The organism is Aliiglaciecola sp. (assembly GCF_039982535.1).
Taxonomy (GTDB): Bacteria; Pseudomonadota; Gammaproteobacteria; order Enterobacterales; family Alteromonadaceae; genus Aliiglaciecola.
Window position 1 is genome coordinate 1 of record NZ_JBDWYG010000073.1, and the last position, 14824, is coordinate 14824.

10 protein-coding genes and 1 pseudogene are annotated in these 14824 nt (G+C 37.2%); 9 read left to right on the forward strand and 2 right to left on the reverse strand.

Annotated features, from left to right (window positions below; translation table 11 throughout):
* The 8 genes from ABJV04_RS19680 to ABJV04_RS19715 all read left to right on the forward strand — a co-directional run.
* The coding region (locus ABJV04_RS19680) for a TnsD family Tn7-like transposition protein (protein ID WP_348493300.1) at positions 1 to 559 on the forward strand (559 nt) is incomplete at its 5' end.
* A gap of 117 nt (positions 560 to 676) precedes the next feature.
* Positions 677 to 1549 carry a WYL domain-containing protein gene (locus ABJV04_RS19685; protein WP_348493309.1) on the forward strand — a complete coding sequence of 291 codons (873 nt, stop codon included), beginning with the start codon at positions 677 to 679 and terminating at the stop codon, positions 1547 to 1549.
* A gap of 27 nt (positions 1550 to 1576) precedes the next feature.
* A complete protein-coding gene (locus ABJV04_RS19690) occupies positions 1577 to 3202 on the forward strand; it encodes a type I restriction-modification system subunit M (protein WP_348493301.1) in 1626 nt (541 codons plus the stop codon).
* Positions 3192 to 4334 carry a restriction endonuclease subunit S gene (locus ABJV04_RS19695; RefSeq protein ID WP_348493302.1) on the forward strand — a complete coding sequence of 381 codons (1143 nt, stop codon included), beginning with the start codon at positions 3192 to 3194 and terminating at the stop codon, positions 4332 to 4334. Before ABJV04_RS19690 ends, ABJV04_RS19695 begins: the two co-directional genes overlap by 11 nt.
* A 38-nt stretch (positions 4335 to 4372) precedes the next feature.
* Entirely contained in the window at positions 4373 to 7333 is a 2961-nt protein-coding gene (locus ABJV04_RS19700; protein ID WP_348493303.1) for a type I restriction endonuclease subunit R, read from the forward strand.
* A gap of 2 nt (positions 7334 to 7335) precedes the next feature.
* Positions 7336 to 8910, forward strand: coding sequence for an AAA family ATPase (locus tag ABJV04_RS19705; RefSeq protein ID WP_348493304.1), 1575 nt, complete (start codon positions 7336 to 7338; stop codon positions 8908 to 8910).
* Complete coding sequence (locus ABJV04_RS19710; protein ID WP_348493305.1) at positions 8907 to 9794, forward strand: HNH endonuclease; 888 nt, start codon at positions 8907 to 8909, stop codon at positions 9792 to 9794. Before ABJV04_RS19705 ends, ABJV04_RS19710 begins: the two co-directional genes overlap by 4 nt.
* A 5-nt stretch (positions 9795 to 9799) precedes the next feature.
* The gene (locus ABJV04_RS19715) at positions 9800 to 10945 is read left to right on the forward strand and encodes a hypothetical protein (protein WP_348493306.1); all 1146 of its coding nucleotides are present in this window, start codon (positions 9800 to 9802) and stop codon (positions 10943 to 10945) included.
* A gap of 311 nt (positions 10946 to 11256) precedes the next feature.
* Here the strand turns inward: ABJV04_RS19715 and ABJV04_RS19720 are convergent, their stop codons facing one another.
* Both ABJV04_RS19720 and ABJV04_RS19725 read right to left on the reverse strand, forming a co-directional pair.
* Positions 11257 to 14184: a bifunctional fucokinase/fucose-1-phosphate guanylyltransferase gene (locus tag ABJV04_RS19720; protein ID WP_348493307.1), complete on the reverse strand. Its 2928-nt coding sequence runs from the start codon at positions 14182 to 14184 to the stop codon at positions 11257 to 11259.
* A 274-nt stretch (positions 14185 to 14458) separates the two neighbouring features.
* The gene (locus ABJV04_RS19725; RefSeq protein WP_348493308.1) at positions 14459 to 14740 is read right to left on the reverse strand and encodes a DUF1428 domain-containing protein; all 282 of its coding nucleotides are present in this window, start codon (positions 14738 to 14740) and stop codon (positions 14459 to 14461) included.
* Between ABJV04_RS19725 and ABJV04_RS19730 the strand changes: the two are divergent.
* Positions 14685 to 14824, forward strand: a pseudogene (locus ABJV04_RS19730) (NAD(P)/FAD-dependent oxidoreductase); the annotation flags it as partial. The gene ABJV04_RS19725 and the pseudogene ABJV04_RS19730 sit on opposite strands and share 56 nt — an antisense overlap.

Consider the following 14824-nt stretch of genomic DNA (forward strand, 5'->3'; position numbering starts at 1 on the left):
GGAAAAGAATATAGCGATAGAACTCAAACCAAAAGTTATCACGGAAGAAGTTATTAGCGCTGTTATATCAATGGCATACAAAGGGTTTCATCGTAATACTATCGCCACAGAGTTCCAAATATCGACAGGTAGCGTAGAGCAAATCATTTCGAGCGAAGAAGGTTTAGTTGAAAAGCGGAAACAATTTAAATACCAATCAAAACGGAGAAGGTACAAAGCAACAATATTAAAAGCTATGAGGGATAACCCATGCGCCATGAAACAAGAAATCAAAAATTGTTGTTACGCAGCTTTCCACTGGTTGTATGCTCATGATAGAAAATGGCTAAATAATACGTTGCCAATACCCACTAAACCCAAAGTACGCTCAAAAGTTGATTGGAACAAGCGAGATATAGAACTTGCCTCCAAAGTTAAAAATATTTTGCTTAAGGCTAAAGGTAAAATGACTCGAACTAGTCTAGACAAAGAGCTAGGTGGACATGGTTGGTTAATACGAATGCAGCATAAACTTCCTCTAACAATGACCGCATTTCAGACGTTCAATTCCCATACCTAATTAAGCTTCCATTCCAAGCATTTAGTTTTTCATGAAATAAAAACCATTTGATGTGGGAATCATAATGATACATACTCAGTGGGCTTTGACTAAAAATATTAATAAAATCAAATTTATCTGATGAACGAATTTAGTTTTGCCCAAAAGCAGCGATTGGCCTATATCGACTTTAAACTTTATTTTACTGGGAGGGTTACACGCAGTGAAATAGTCAACCATTTCGAGTTGGGCCTTGCCGCTGCAACTAGAGATCTGAAAATCTACAAAGAAAAAGCACCAGATAATGTTGCTTATAACAATGTAGAGAAAAAATACTTCGTCACCAATCTATTCAAGCCATTATTCAAACACGATGCACGTCGAACACTGATCAAGCTTGCAAATAACATTAGCGAAGGTTTTGATGCAATTGGGAGTACCTCATTCCCGATTGAAACGCCAAGTACGCTAAATGTACCTGATATTGATATTATCGCTAAGCTATCTCAAGCGATAATCAACCAAAAGCCTATAAACGTTATATATACGTCTTTAACTAGTGGTTCAGGCTCAAGAGAGCTGGTTCCACACTCTATAGTTGATAATGGTTTACGTTGGCATATAAGAGCTTTTGATCGCAAAACAAAGTCATTTAGAGACTTTGTTTTAACCCGCATTACCAAAGTTACAATTCAAGCACAGACTCCAGCACCAGAAGAAGACAAGTTAGAAGATCATCAGTGGATGCGAATGGTGCCGCTAGAAATCATTCCTCACCCTAAGAATGTCGAACACCCCGCAGCAATTAAGCTGGATTTTGGCATGGAAAGTGGGGTGCTAGAGATTAGTGTGCGTGCTGCAATGGCGGGTTATTTATTAAGACGCTGGAATGTTGATTGTTCCGATAATGGAGCACTTTCAGGACCAGAATACCAATTGTTTTTGCGTAATACACAAACTTTATATGGTGCAGAAAATTTAGCCATTGCACCCGGCTATCAAGCACAGTAGTTAAGAATTATTAAGGAACAAGACCAAATGGTTGAACAACACAAAAAAGCATTAGAAAAACAACTCTGGAACATTGCCAATACCTTACGTGGCAACATGAGTGCAGATGAGTTTCGTGATTATATTTTAGGGTTTATCTTCTACAAATATTTGTCAGAGCGTATGGACTTATATGCTGATAAGCTTTTAAAAGAAGATCCAGAAAGTGGTATTAGCAAGTTTGACGCTATTGATGAAAGCACAGACGAAGGCAAAGAATACTTAGAAGCCATTAAAGAAGAAACTATCGATCATTTAGGTTACTTCTTAAAACCTAATGAGCTATTTCATGTATTGGCGCAAAAAGGTGATAGCGGCGAGTTTATCTTAGAAGACTTATCTGAAGTGCTTAACCATATTGAACAAAGCACTATGGGTACTGCCGCAGAAGATGACTTTAACGGTTTGTTTGATGACTTAGACTTAACCTCAAACAAACTAGGTAAAACTGAAAACGCTAAAAACGAGCTTATTTCAAAAGTACTTACTCATCTAGATGATATTGACTTCCTTCACCATGAAACTGACATTGATGTATTGGGTGATGCTTACGAATACCTTATTGGTCAGTTTGCATCAGGAGCAGGTAAAAAAGCTGGTGAGTTTTATACCCCACCTATGGTTTCAACATTACTAGCCAAGTTGGTAACACAAGGTAAAGACAAGCTTAAAAGTGTTTACGATCCCACTTGTGGTTCAGGTTCGCTACTGTTAAAAGTATCAAAAGAGATCAAACGCAAAGGCGGTGAAGTTGGCGGCTACTTTGGTCAAGAATCTAACCCAAGTACGTACAACTTAGCCCGTATGAATATGATTTTACACGGTGTGCATTATCGTAACTTTGATATTCAACAGGACGATACATTAGAGCAACCACATCATGTTGAAAAACGCTTTGAAGCCGTCGTAGCAAACCCGCCATTTTCAGCAGGCTGGAGTGCCTCAGCTGGATTTTTAACGGATGAACGCTTTCAAGATTACGGTAAATTAGCACCTAAGGGTAAAGCTGATTTTGCTTTTGTTCAGCACATGATTCATCAGCTAGATGAAGATGGTACTATGGCTGTGGTATTGCCCCACGGCGTATTATTCCGTGGTGCAGCTGAAGGTCATATTCGTAAGCATTTAATCAAAGATAAAAACTATCTCGATGCGGTCATTGGTTTACCTGCAAACATTTTCTACGGCACATCGATTCCAACTTGTATTTTGGTACTCAAAAAGAACCGTGAACATAGCGACAATATTTTATTTATTGATGCTAGTCAGAGTTTTGGTAAAGCAACCAATCAAAATTACCTTCGTGATGAAGATTTAGAAACAATATTGGCAGCTGTAACAAAACGAGAGTTTAAAGACAAATACTCTTACGTTGCAACAATATACGATAAAGACTCAAAGGAAGAAGATGAGTCTGTTGAAGGAAATGACTACAACTTAAATATACCTAGATTTGTTGATACTTTTGAAGAAGAAGAGGCTATTGATATTAACTCAGTCACTAGCAAAATAAAGAGTGTCGATTCACAAATTGTTGATGTGGATAAATTTATAGCTAAATGCTGTTTAGAGCTTGGAATAAAAGCCCCTATAGAGGTGACAGATGAAAAGTAAAATTGTTACCCCTTCAACATTAAGATTTCCTGATTTCAACGGAGATTGGGAAGTTAAAAATTTAGGTGTGGTTTGCGATATTGAAACTGGTTCAAGGGATACAAAGGATGCTGAAAAAGATGCTAAATATCCATTTTTTGTCAGATCTGACAGTGTAAAGACAATAAACTCTTATAGTAAAAATTGTGAGGCAATTCTGACATCTGGTGATGGTGTTGGTGTGGGTAAAAATTTCCATTACCTCAATGGACCATTTGACTTTCATCAGCGTGTATATTGCTTAGATAACTTTAAAAAAGGTTATCTTGGAAGTTATATATTCCAATATTTTAGAGAAAATTTTTTTAGACGAGTTCAACGATTAAGTGCTAAAAACTCAGTAGATTCAGTCAGGATGGATATGATTAGCATGATGAATGTACCATTTCCTGATGAGTCTGAGCAGCAAAAAATCGCAGATTTCCTTTCTACAGTAGATCGAAAGATCTGCTTGCTTAAAGAAAAACATACTTTACTTACTCAATACAAAAAAGGCGTAATGCAAAAACTATTTGAGCAAGAAATCTGCTTTAAAGATGACAATGGCAATAACTTTCCTGATTGGCAACGAGAACCTATTGGTAAATACCTTCAGGAATACAAAGAGAGAGTTTCAGTTGACACTGATATTCCTATTTTAACTTCTTCCCGAACAGGCTTATACCCTCAAGAGCGAGCTGTAATTAACGAAGGGGAGTATGGTGTCGTTCCTAAAGGTTATTTTACTTATCGTCATATGAGCGATGATTTAGTGTTTAAGTTTAACATCAACCTTACATGGGAACGTGGAGCTGTAAGTAAAGAATACCCTGTTTTTAAAACAGTAGGTATGAACTCATATTTTTTAGAATTGTGCCTCAATGAAGGAAACGACTTTAAGCGTTTTGCAATACAGCAAAAAGTAGGTGGTACTCGAACTCGTTTGTACTTTAAAAACTTAGTGAAATTAAAACTTAATACTCCAAGCCTTGAAGAGCAAAATAAAATTGCAGAATTCTTACAGTGCATAGATAAAAAAATAAACGCTGTTAAAGTGCAAGTTGAATTAACACAAACCTTCAAAAAAGGTTTGTTACAGCAGATGTTTGTGTAGGAAGAAATTGATTATGCCTAAAAGAAAAGGAAGTTAATGTGGCCTATCAGTCAGAACAAGAATTGGAAGATAACTTAGTTGCCCAGCTTGCTAAAAAAGTTGATGGCAAGCAGCAGTTTGAAAAGGTCAATATCACCGGTATTGAGTCACTAAGAGCTAACCTAAAGAAGCAGCTTTCAAAACTAAATGGTTTTGAAATAAGTGACAATGAGCTTAAGCAAATTCGCAATGCTTTGGGTAAAGGTAATGTGTTTGATAAAGCGAAAATACTGCGTGATAGGCTACAAATTAATAAAGACGATGGCACCGCAGGTTACATTCGCTTTATTGATGACGATGTTAGCAAAAACCACTTTCAAGTTACCCAACAAGTTATCGTAGAAGGTCGTTATAAAAACCGCTATGACGTAACTATTTTGGTTAATGGTTTACCGCTTATTCAAATAGAATTAAAACGCCGTGGCTTAGAGCTTAAAGAAGCGTTTAATCAAATTAATCGTTATCAGCGTCATTCCTACTGGGCTGAAGATGGCTTATTCCAGTATGTGCAGGTGTTTGTTATTTCGAATGGCGTAAATACCAAATATTATGCTAATAACCGCAAACAAAGCTTTAAACAAACCTTCTTTTGGGCAAAAGAAAATAACAACCGTTATACCGAGTTAGACCAATTCGCTAAGGTGTTTTTAACCCCTAAACACTTAACGGATATGATCACTAAATACGTGGCACTGAACGAAACAGATCGCATATTAATGGTGATGCGCCCGTATCAAATCTATGCCACTGAAGCGATTATTGACCGAGTAGCAGAGCGTGAAGCATTAAAGGCCAGTAACCAGTCAATAGAAAAACAAAATGGTTATATTTGGCACACTACCGGCTCTGGTAAAACACTTACCTCATTTAAAACCGCCCAGTTACTTACTGGTGATAGCGCCATTCATAAAGTGGTTTTTGTGGTTGACCGTAAAGATTTGGATTATCAAACTGCCAAAGAATTTAATAGCTTTATCAAAGGCTGTGTAGACGGTACAGATAAAACTAAAGTGTTAGTTGACCAGTTTACCGGTAAAGATGTTTATTATCTTGAGAAAGACGGTGAGCAGCAGTCATCAACTAAAGCGCAAGGCGGTAAGATTAATACTCGCCGTAATGAAAAGCTTATTGTTACTACCATCCAAAAGCTTAATAACGCCATTAGCAATAAGCGTTATTCAAGCCTTATGGAGCCTGTAAAAGATAAGAACGTGGTATTTATTTTTGATGAATGTCATCGCAGTCAGTTTGGTGAGACTCATCAACGAATAAGTCAGTTTTTTACAAATCATCAAATGTTTGGTTTTACCGGTACACCTATTTTTGCTGAAAATGCAGTTTCTAAGTTTTCTCGCAAATATACCACCAGTGACTTATTCCATAAACCGCTTCATAAATACACCATTGTTGATGCGATTAAAGATGAAAACGTACTTAAGTTTAATGTTGAGTATGTTGGTCGTTACAAGAAAAAAGACAGTGCCAATGAAGTTGATATTGACGTTGAAGGTATCGACACCAAAGAGTTAATGGAATCTGACGTTCGGTTAGAAAAAATAACCGACTACATTATTGCTCAGCATAATCGTAAAACACATAGTAAAGCCTTTACCGGCATGTTTTGTGTTTCAAGCGTGCCTGCATTGATTAAGTACTACGAGCTATTTGCACAGAAAAAGGCAGAAGGTAAACATAACCTTAAAATTGCCACTATTTTTTCGTATGCCGCTAACGAAGAAGACCCAGATGCTGATGGCTTAGACGAAGTTGTATTGGATAAAGTTGCTGAACCTCAAGCGGTCTATAGCCATAGCCGAGACAGGCTTGAGGAGTTTATTGGTGACTACAACAAAATGTTTGGCAGTAGCTATACCACTAAAGATAGCGAGTCTTACTACAACTACTACAACGATATTTCGAAAAAGGTTCGTGAGCGAAAAGTTGATATTTTGCTTGTGGTAAATATGTTTTTAACCGGATTTGATAGTAAAACCTTAAATACTTTGTATGTTGATAAGAATCTAAAGTATCACGGGTTAATTCAAGCGTATTCACGCACCAATCGCATTTTAAATGAGCAAAAGTCGCAAGGTAACATCATTAGCTTCCGTAATCTGAAAAAGCGCACTGATGATGCTTTAGCGCTGTTTTCAAATAAGGATGCGAAAGATACGGTGATCATGCCGCCGTATGAAGAATTCATTAAGATGTTTAACCAAGCGTTAGACCAAATGCAAACCATTGCACCTGATACGGCGAGTATTGATAGCCTTGAAGATGAAAACGCTGAACTTGAGTTTATTAAAGCATTCAGGGAGTTGATGCGTTTACGTAATGTGCTTTCTACTTTTGCTGACTTTAAGTTTGATGATGTCTGTATTCAAGAACAAGAATATGAAGACTATAAAAGTAAGTACCTCGATTTATACGACAAGGTTAAAACCAATACTGCCCCTGAAAAAGAGTCGATATTAGAAGAAATTGATTTTGAGCTTGAGCTACTAGCGATGGATGAAGTGAATGTTGCTTACATCTTAAAGCTACTAAGCAAGCTTAAGCAGTCTGACTCTGACGAAGAATACCAGCAGCAATACAAAGCGTTAATGCAAACCATTGGTGGAGACCCTGAACTGCGCAGTAAGCAAGAGCTGATTGATAAATTCATTCAAGAAAACCTGCCAGATGTACAATCAGCCGAAGAAGTTGACGATGCTTTTGCCGCCTATTGGGAAGTAGAAAAAGAAAAAGCCACCCAAGCAATGGCTGAAGAAGAGCACTTAATACCTGAAAACGTAAAAGAGCTTGTTGAACGCATGATATTCAGCAACCAAGAGCCGTTGCGTGAAGACATAGTAGCCACTATGGAAAAGCCACCCAGCGTATTACAGCGCAAGAAAGTAATACCGAGGTTAGCTGAGAAGTTTAAAGGCTTTGTTAATACTTTTTATAGTGGGATGTAGTGATGAATTTTGTAGTCCTTCCCAGAAATGCTCAAAGACCAACTTCCGGTATTAATACTGCCTACCTGAATGTAGATTATTGGAATGATTACCGTTTTATTACGATGTTTTATCTGACAATCTTTGATAAATCTGGGAGTAAGCATGACATCGGTGATGTCAAAATAGGATTTAAGGGGCAAACTAAGGATAAAAAGACGTTTACGACCTTTGAAAATAGCTTTTCGCTTTTAAATGAACAGTATTTTTCGGTAGGAACAGATGTTGAGTATTACAAAAACCTTAATAAATTGGATTCAGAATTAAGTCAAACAGTTCTGGCTGCATTACAAGACATTGTTTATAAACCTGAAAAGCTCAAAGACATTGAAGACGAAGATGTTCTAAATGTATCACTACTTCGTGATGTTACTTTATCAGAAATTCATGGTCAGTTTGCTAGAGAGTTATCTGGCCTTAAATTTACGGGTTTTAATTTTTCTTTTACAAGGAGTGGTCATAAAGAATATTGTGATTTAACAATACCTTTTTTAGTCAAAGTCCGCTCTGCACCAAATACGAATATCCATGCTTTTATAGGTCGCAATGGGTGTGGCAAAACAACAATCTTAAATAATATGATTGACGCTATTACCCAGCCGTCTAATTGCGAATATTTTTTTACAGAAATTAATAATCAAAATACACATAGAATACCAAAGGGTTACTTTCGATCCTTAGTATCGGTATCATTTAGCGCTTTTGATCCGTTCACCCCCCCTGAGGAACAAACTGATCCAGCTAAAGGAACAAAATATTTTTATATAGGTCTTAAAAGTCGTGGTGATGGAGATGAGTTAAACTCTTTAGAAAAATTACGCAGAGAGTTTGTTTCTGCATTAATAGGTTGCCTAAGGAACAAAAACAAAAAAATTCTTTGGCTTGACGCTATTGAAAAACTATGCAGCGATCAAAATTTCGAAAACATGGGACTAAGCATCCTAATCACTAGGTATGCTAATTTACGAAAAAAGCACTCAAACAACCAAGTTGATAGTGACGAGTTCAATGAGCTATTTCTTCAAGATATACAAAGCTACCTAAAGCGCATGAGTTCAGGCCATGCAATTGTATTGTTTACGATTACGAGATTAGTCGATACGGTCGGAGAAAAGTCCCTTGTATTATTAGACGAACCAGAAGTTCACCTGCACCCCCCACTACTCTCCGCATTTTTACGTACATTGAGTGATTTATTATATGTCAAAGATGGTGTCGCAATTATCGCAACGCATTCCCCAGTAGTTCTGCAAGAAATACCTAAATCTTGCGTATGGAAGGTTATTCGCTCTAGAGAAGCCATAGCTATTCAAAGGCCAGATATTGAAACTTTTGGGGAGAATTTAGGTGTATTAACTCGTGAAGTTTTTGCGCTTGAAGTTGCAGACTCTGGATATCACTCACTACTAACTGAGTCTGTTGAGTCGGGGACTTCGTATGAGGAGATATTGGATAAATACAAGGGACAGATTGGCTTAGAGGGACGAACAGTGTTAAAGGCAATGATCTTAAGTAGGGATGCAAGCAAAACAGAATGAAGAAGTTAGACCTACCTAAGATCTCTTTTAATGAGATGTTGAATAAATGTGCTGAAGGAATCAAGCAGGTTAATATTCGTAATAACTTTATATCTGTTTTTCCAATATTCTTTGCGAAAGAGCAACAATATCAGGCATTAAGTTTGGCTGGCAATTTATATAGGTATCCAAAAATAAATCCATTAGCTAGTACCACTGAAGTCGTAGGTAACCTTACAAAAACAAAGCTAATTAATTTATACGAAAATAATTTACTAAATAAAGATAAACCAGCAAGGAAATATTATGATACGTTACTAGTTTCTTCTGGTGAACGTTGCCCATTTTGCGGTGATATTGGACAAACTAAAAATCTAGATCATTTTCTGCCTAAAGCTCACTTTCCTGAGTTTTCAGTTATGCCTCTAAATTTAGTGCCTTCATGTCGTGATTGCAATATGGGTGGAAAAGGCCAAGCATACGCCGCAGTTGAAGACAAGCAAGCTATTCATCCATATATTGATAAAGATATTTTTTATCAGGAACAATGGGTATATGCAGAATACATTAATGAAGATGATGGTGTTTTACGTTATTACGTCCAATGTCCTGATGCTTGGAGCCAAAAAGAAAAAAACAGAGCTGAAAACCACTTCGATAGTTTGGACTTAGCCAATCGATATGGTTTAGAAGCTGGTAAACATTTAAGTGAAGTTATTGATCAAAAGAATGCCTTTGTCGATGTAATTCTTGGCTTTGACCCGCAGGCAACACCGCAAGCAATCAAAAATGCCTTTGTGATTGCTAACCTTCAACCCCTTATAGATTCAGGGAAGTTTGCTAACCACTGGAAGAAGGTAATGTACCAATGTTTGGCGAATTCATTAGCTTTTTTTGAGGGTTAAGTTGGTTGCTAAAGATCCAAAAAGATGAGTCAATCCATAGCGTTATATATCGTACTCACGTTGTAAATGGTGTGTCGGATTTTTCCAACATCATTACGACTAAAGGTGGTTGGGCTTCATTCCCCAAGATTTTAAAGAATACTATTCATTTATATGAGCCAATCGACGACGCTAAGTTTCTTCATTTACTAAGAGATATCGGGCTTGCAAAAATTACTGATAAAACATTCGATGACCCCGTAGAGTACAGAAGTGATCTTGAAAAATTTTTCGGCCAATACCAAGGTAATCGAGGAATTAAGCAAGGGACATTACCTATAACTTACTGCTTAGAGTGCATCAAAAGTCAAATTCAAGAATTTGGATATGGTGTATTTAATGTAACGTGGCCTAGTAATTCTTTTTGTCCCATTCACAAAACTGACCTTTATACCGTCAAACCCGCAAACCGAAATGAAGCTATTGAAGCTCTGGGTTACATATATAAAGGCGTTCACCCTAAAGCGTATGAAAAGCCTCTGTATAGAAGTGAAAATTTCCATGATTTTAGGGAGTATAGACACGAAAAAAAGTGCGACTATATTGCTCCTTGTCTAAAAGGTGACCTTGAAGAATTCATAAAAGCACACTGGAAAAGTTTTCCTAAGGGTCTGTTAGATAAAAATTACTCATCAGAAAGTTACCTCACCAAGCCTTTTATGATGAACCGAATCTACGAATCGGGCAAAAACAGTAATTATAAGAAGTTCAAAGATTTCTGGAATAATTTTGCAGAAATTAAATACATAAATACAGGAATTATAAACCGTAAAACAATAATCGAAGAAATATATAAAAGTACAAAGGTAGACTGCCAAAATTGTAAGCACTTACGTTGTTTCTCTAATTTAGCCATTATCCCGACTAGGCCAGATGATCGTCTTGCAAAAAGGTGCAAACTAAGTCACAGGCTCATACTCGACTATTTAGAAAACATGGGGATTTCCAATTATGGTAAACGCATAAGTATCATGAGTAAAATGACTACTAAACAAAAGGTTAAAGCATTATCTAAATTTCAGGGAGATCGTTTTGACCGAAGCTATAAAGTAGCCTTAGATAATGCAAAATACGCATATGCTGAACCATATTTAAGATGGCCTAAAGATTAACAGTAAACTTTACGGGCAAACTTTAAGGGAAATATTTAAGGTTATGGGCTAACTAAATTGTCACCACACAGTAAGCTTGTATTGGATTATGCACCCATTTATCACGGTCGCGTACCTTCCATTAATCCCGCTGCCAGCTAATTAGTTCTCAATATCTTGGAAGCTAAGTGTAAATCGATGATACACCCGAACTGCGTGACTAATGAGATGACTAGCGATAATCCGCGCACATTTAGTACTTTCATGGGCTAATCATCTCTCAGTTACTGCTGCTCGGCGACAACTTGACCTTGCCACATCAGGTTATTTAGTTACGAACGCGTAACTTGAAGTCCTGTTCGTGATAGGTCTATGTCTACAAAACGCGCTAGATTATTTGGTGGATTGCTAATCAATGTTTGTCTAATTTTTCCTGCTGCGTCTTGATCTTTTGCAATGATTAATATGTAACCACCTCCACCCGCACCTGGCAGTTTATAAGAAGATGTATAATCATCTATATGCGAAATTATTTTCTGAACTTCAGGTGGATTAGTACCAGCATCTAATTGCTGATTCTGCAACCAAGTGTGCGCAACACTATTACTAAACTTGTCGAAATTACCACGTTGCAATACATCAAAGGTATCAAATGCATGTTGTTTCATTTCCGCTAACAAAGCATTATTTTCGTTTTCGTTTAAAAACATCCCCTTAACAATTTCCGATAGAATATTTTTAGCTACACGTGTTATACCTGTATAATATAACAGCATTTTCGCTTTATTTTCAGGGTTTGAAAATACGAATTCAGGTGCCCATTTAATTTCAGGTAACTGACTATTCCCCTTTTCTGTATGAATGAGTTTTATACCCGGTAATACGCCGCCATATTGATCTTGCCAACCACCACCAGTTGTCAGTAATTGTTCCAAAACTAGCGTTCTATGACTGACTTCATTACGATCCCAAGCAAAACCACAAAAATCAGATAGAGCTCCTAATACCGTTGCCGCCAATATTGAACTAGTGCCTAATCCCGAACCTTTTGGAATTGCAGCTAATGTAGAAATTTCGATGCCAGAACCAAATTCATTTAATTGATCAATTAGACTGTTATATTTGTTCGCAGAATAATTAGGATGGAAACCAGCCAAACATAATGCGCCTTTTGGTATTGAAAAGGCCGAACCAATTTCGTCAAAACGAGATAATTCTTCATAGGTGCTAATATCTTCTCGAGTACCAATATCGATTGATCTCAAAATGATTTTCTTTTCTTTTGAAGGTTTTATATATACCTGTAAAGGGGGTTGACCATTCAATTCTATGGCCATATTAACCACAGCTCCGCCGTGCATTAAGCTATAAGGTGGTGTGTCTGTCCATCCGCCAGCAAGGTCAATACGTATTGGACTTCTTCCCCATACAATTTGATCTCGGTACACATTAAGTTCAGGTGTTAGGTTATTACACGGTAGTGTGTTGATGATGTTTTCTTGCAGAATGTTAAAGGCTTTTTGTTCTTCGTTACTGTAGGGTTTATTTTGATACTGTTTTATTTTTGCCTGAAACATAAATTCATGCATTTTTAGAAATGGATCACTTGGCGTGTTGTCGTTTGATAATTGAATGTTGTCCTTAGCTACACGCTTAGCCACGTCATCTAAATCAATCTGATAAATTACACTTTTCTCAAAGTTTTTATGTAAAAGAGGATAGTTTTCCTTTCGGAATGCTTCTCGTTGAGCATACAGTCTTTTTAGGTTTGCTCGGTCACTGATGTCAGTAGCAGAAATGCGTTCGTGGTTTACGTATTCAGAACGGATTGTTGAATCACCTCCGCTAAGCATGAATGTAATAAGCGCTTCTGTTAGTTCCTTTTTAGTGACTACTGGAAAAATATTGGCCGACTGAATGTCGGTACGTTCGTTTATCGATAAATCATCTAAACTTAAATCTCTATCAGACAGCCATGTTTGGATACTACTTTCCATCCAGTTTGTATCTGCAGCGCCTACTTCACCTCTAAATTTGTCATTAAATCCGTAAGGCCTTATACAAAACAGATCTTCATCAATGGGTACAATGTCTAAGCTAATACTATTGGGTAGCTTTATCTCCCAATCGTTTTGGGGAATGCCTGTTATTATGTGGTTTGAATCTAGCTCCCACTTTTCGCCAATAAACGAATTCTCAATCCATAAATTTCGTTGTTGTGCATGAAGACTGACTTTTACTTCAGCATTTTGAATAAACATAGACGGATGTGGCTTTGCATCTTTATGAAATATAACGCGTTGGTCTATTACTCGGTTTTGTATAGCCAACGTAGATGAAATGAGCTCTTTGCTGGTACCAAAATGATAAAACTCGCCCTTTGGCAAAGGTAAAATAGCAACGCTCAAGTCATTGAGTTCAGGATCATTTCCATTGTCTTTTTGGCCTATTTCTAATCCGAAATCACCATATAAATCATAAAAGTTCAATGGTTTCGAAATAACTAGATTGCCTTTATCATCTTTACTATAACCAGAGCGTTTGACCAAAACCTCTATAGCTTTGTCACTTAACACCCAAATACCGATATCCATTAAGTATAGTTTGTCTTGCGATAACTCTTGCAACTCTTCGATTGAAGGTTTCTGAAGCATATAAAGCAAATCTTGTGGATTACTTTTATCGCAAACAAAAACACCGTGATTTTTAGCTAATTCAGCATTTACCCATAAGCCGTAACATGCAATATCGACGTCAGGTAATTCAGTGATTTTCCCTTCAGAACGTATATAAACATCTCCGCTTGCAATTACCGTGTTTAGATTTGAGGGCGTTTTTTCAAGAATTTTTTTGTATAGGGGCACCTGTAGGTCAAGTAAGTTTTGATCAATTTTTTGGCCACGCTCCCACCTAAAAATCGGAATGGGCGTTAATATTTTGCCAGAAGGGGCGTAACTTGGTAATCGTCTGCTTTGACCGCCGGCATGAATGATTATTCGCTTATCGTTACCTAGCCATTCACTAAAATTTTCCACATTGTCGTTTTGCCAACATTGTTTTAATAACCATGACGTACCTCCACCAGACCCTAAGGGAGTATTTTCTAGATCTGAACTGCAAAACCATTGTGATTGATCTTTGTTTTCTATTTGATGGAAATAGTGAGTAAGGTTAGGCGGTAACGAAAGTAAATTTTTCATGTTATTGAGATATCTTATTGTTTTGACAATTGTGAAACTATACCGTTGTTGTAGCCACAATATAGCTTACGAATTTACGATTTTTTATCTTTCGATTAAAACCCATTAAAGCGTCAATCTATTTAGTATGCACGGATATTGCCCGATGCTATTAATAAAATCAATTAAGATTGAATTTGTGTATTAAGCTCTCATAAATGTTAATTTTTACTACATTCAGCACCACCTTTCGCCCAATAATTTGGTTACTTTGGACATACTGCGACACATATATGTTGGAGTATTGAACAACTTAATGCTACCAACTAGCCTCCGTTACAGTTGTCCTTTGAAGTCACAGTCGGCGACAGTTTTTTTGTTCCGGTTGCATACGCGGATCTGAAAACATTTTTTGCATGCCTGCATTGCGAACTTCCTTAGAAGGCCATTCAATCCAAGATAATACTAGGATTTCGTTTTCTTGCCTTTTGACAGCCATAGGAAAAGAGGTGGTGTTTCCGTCAGGCACATCATCTTCCCATGATTCAGTTATTCGTAATGCGCCATGGTCGCGAAACACAACTGCCGAGGTAACCTTAGGTGGAGTTGATACCAACCAACTTTCCTCAAAAACCATGATGGCAAATGACGTGGATGGCCTATTTTTTATCGGCGAGGTAGTCGATGTTACCGGTTGGCTAGGGGGCTACAACTTCCAATG

What these genes read in the sequence shown, in the direction of transcription:
- ABJV04_RS19690 (WP_348493301.1), top strand. Translation starts at nt 1,577, where the DNA reads ATGGTTGAACAACACAAAAAAGCATTAGAAAAACAACTCTGGAACATT.
- ABJV04_RS19695 (WP_348493302.1), top strand. Translation starts at nt 3,192, where the DNA reads ATGAAAAGTAAAATTGTTACCCCTTCAACATTAAGATTTCCTGATTTC.
- ABJV04_RS19705 (WP_348493304.1), top strand. Translation starts at nt 7,336, where the DNA reads ATGAATTTTGTAGTCCTTCCCAGAAATGCTCAAAGACCAACTTCCGGT.
- ABJV04_RS19710 (WP_348493305.1), top strand. Translation starts at nt 8,907, where the DNA reads ATGAAGAAGTTAGACCTACCTAAGATCTCTTTTAATGAGATGTTGAAT.
- ABJV04_RS19725 (WP_348493308.1), bottom strand. Translation starts at nt 14,740, where the DNA reads ATGGTTTTTGAGGAAAGTTGGTTGGTATCAACTCCACCTAAGGTTACC.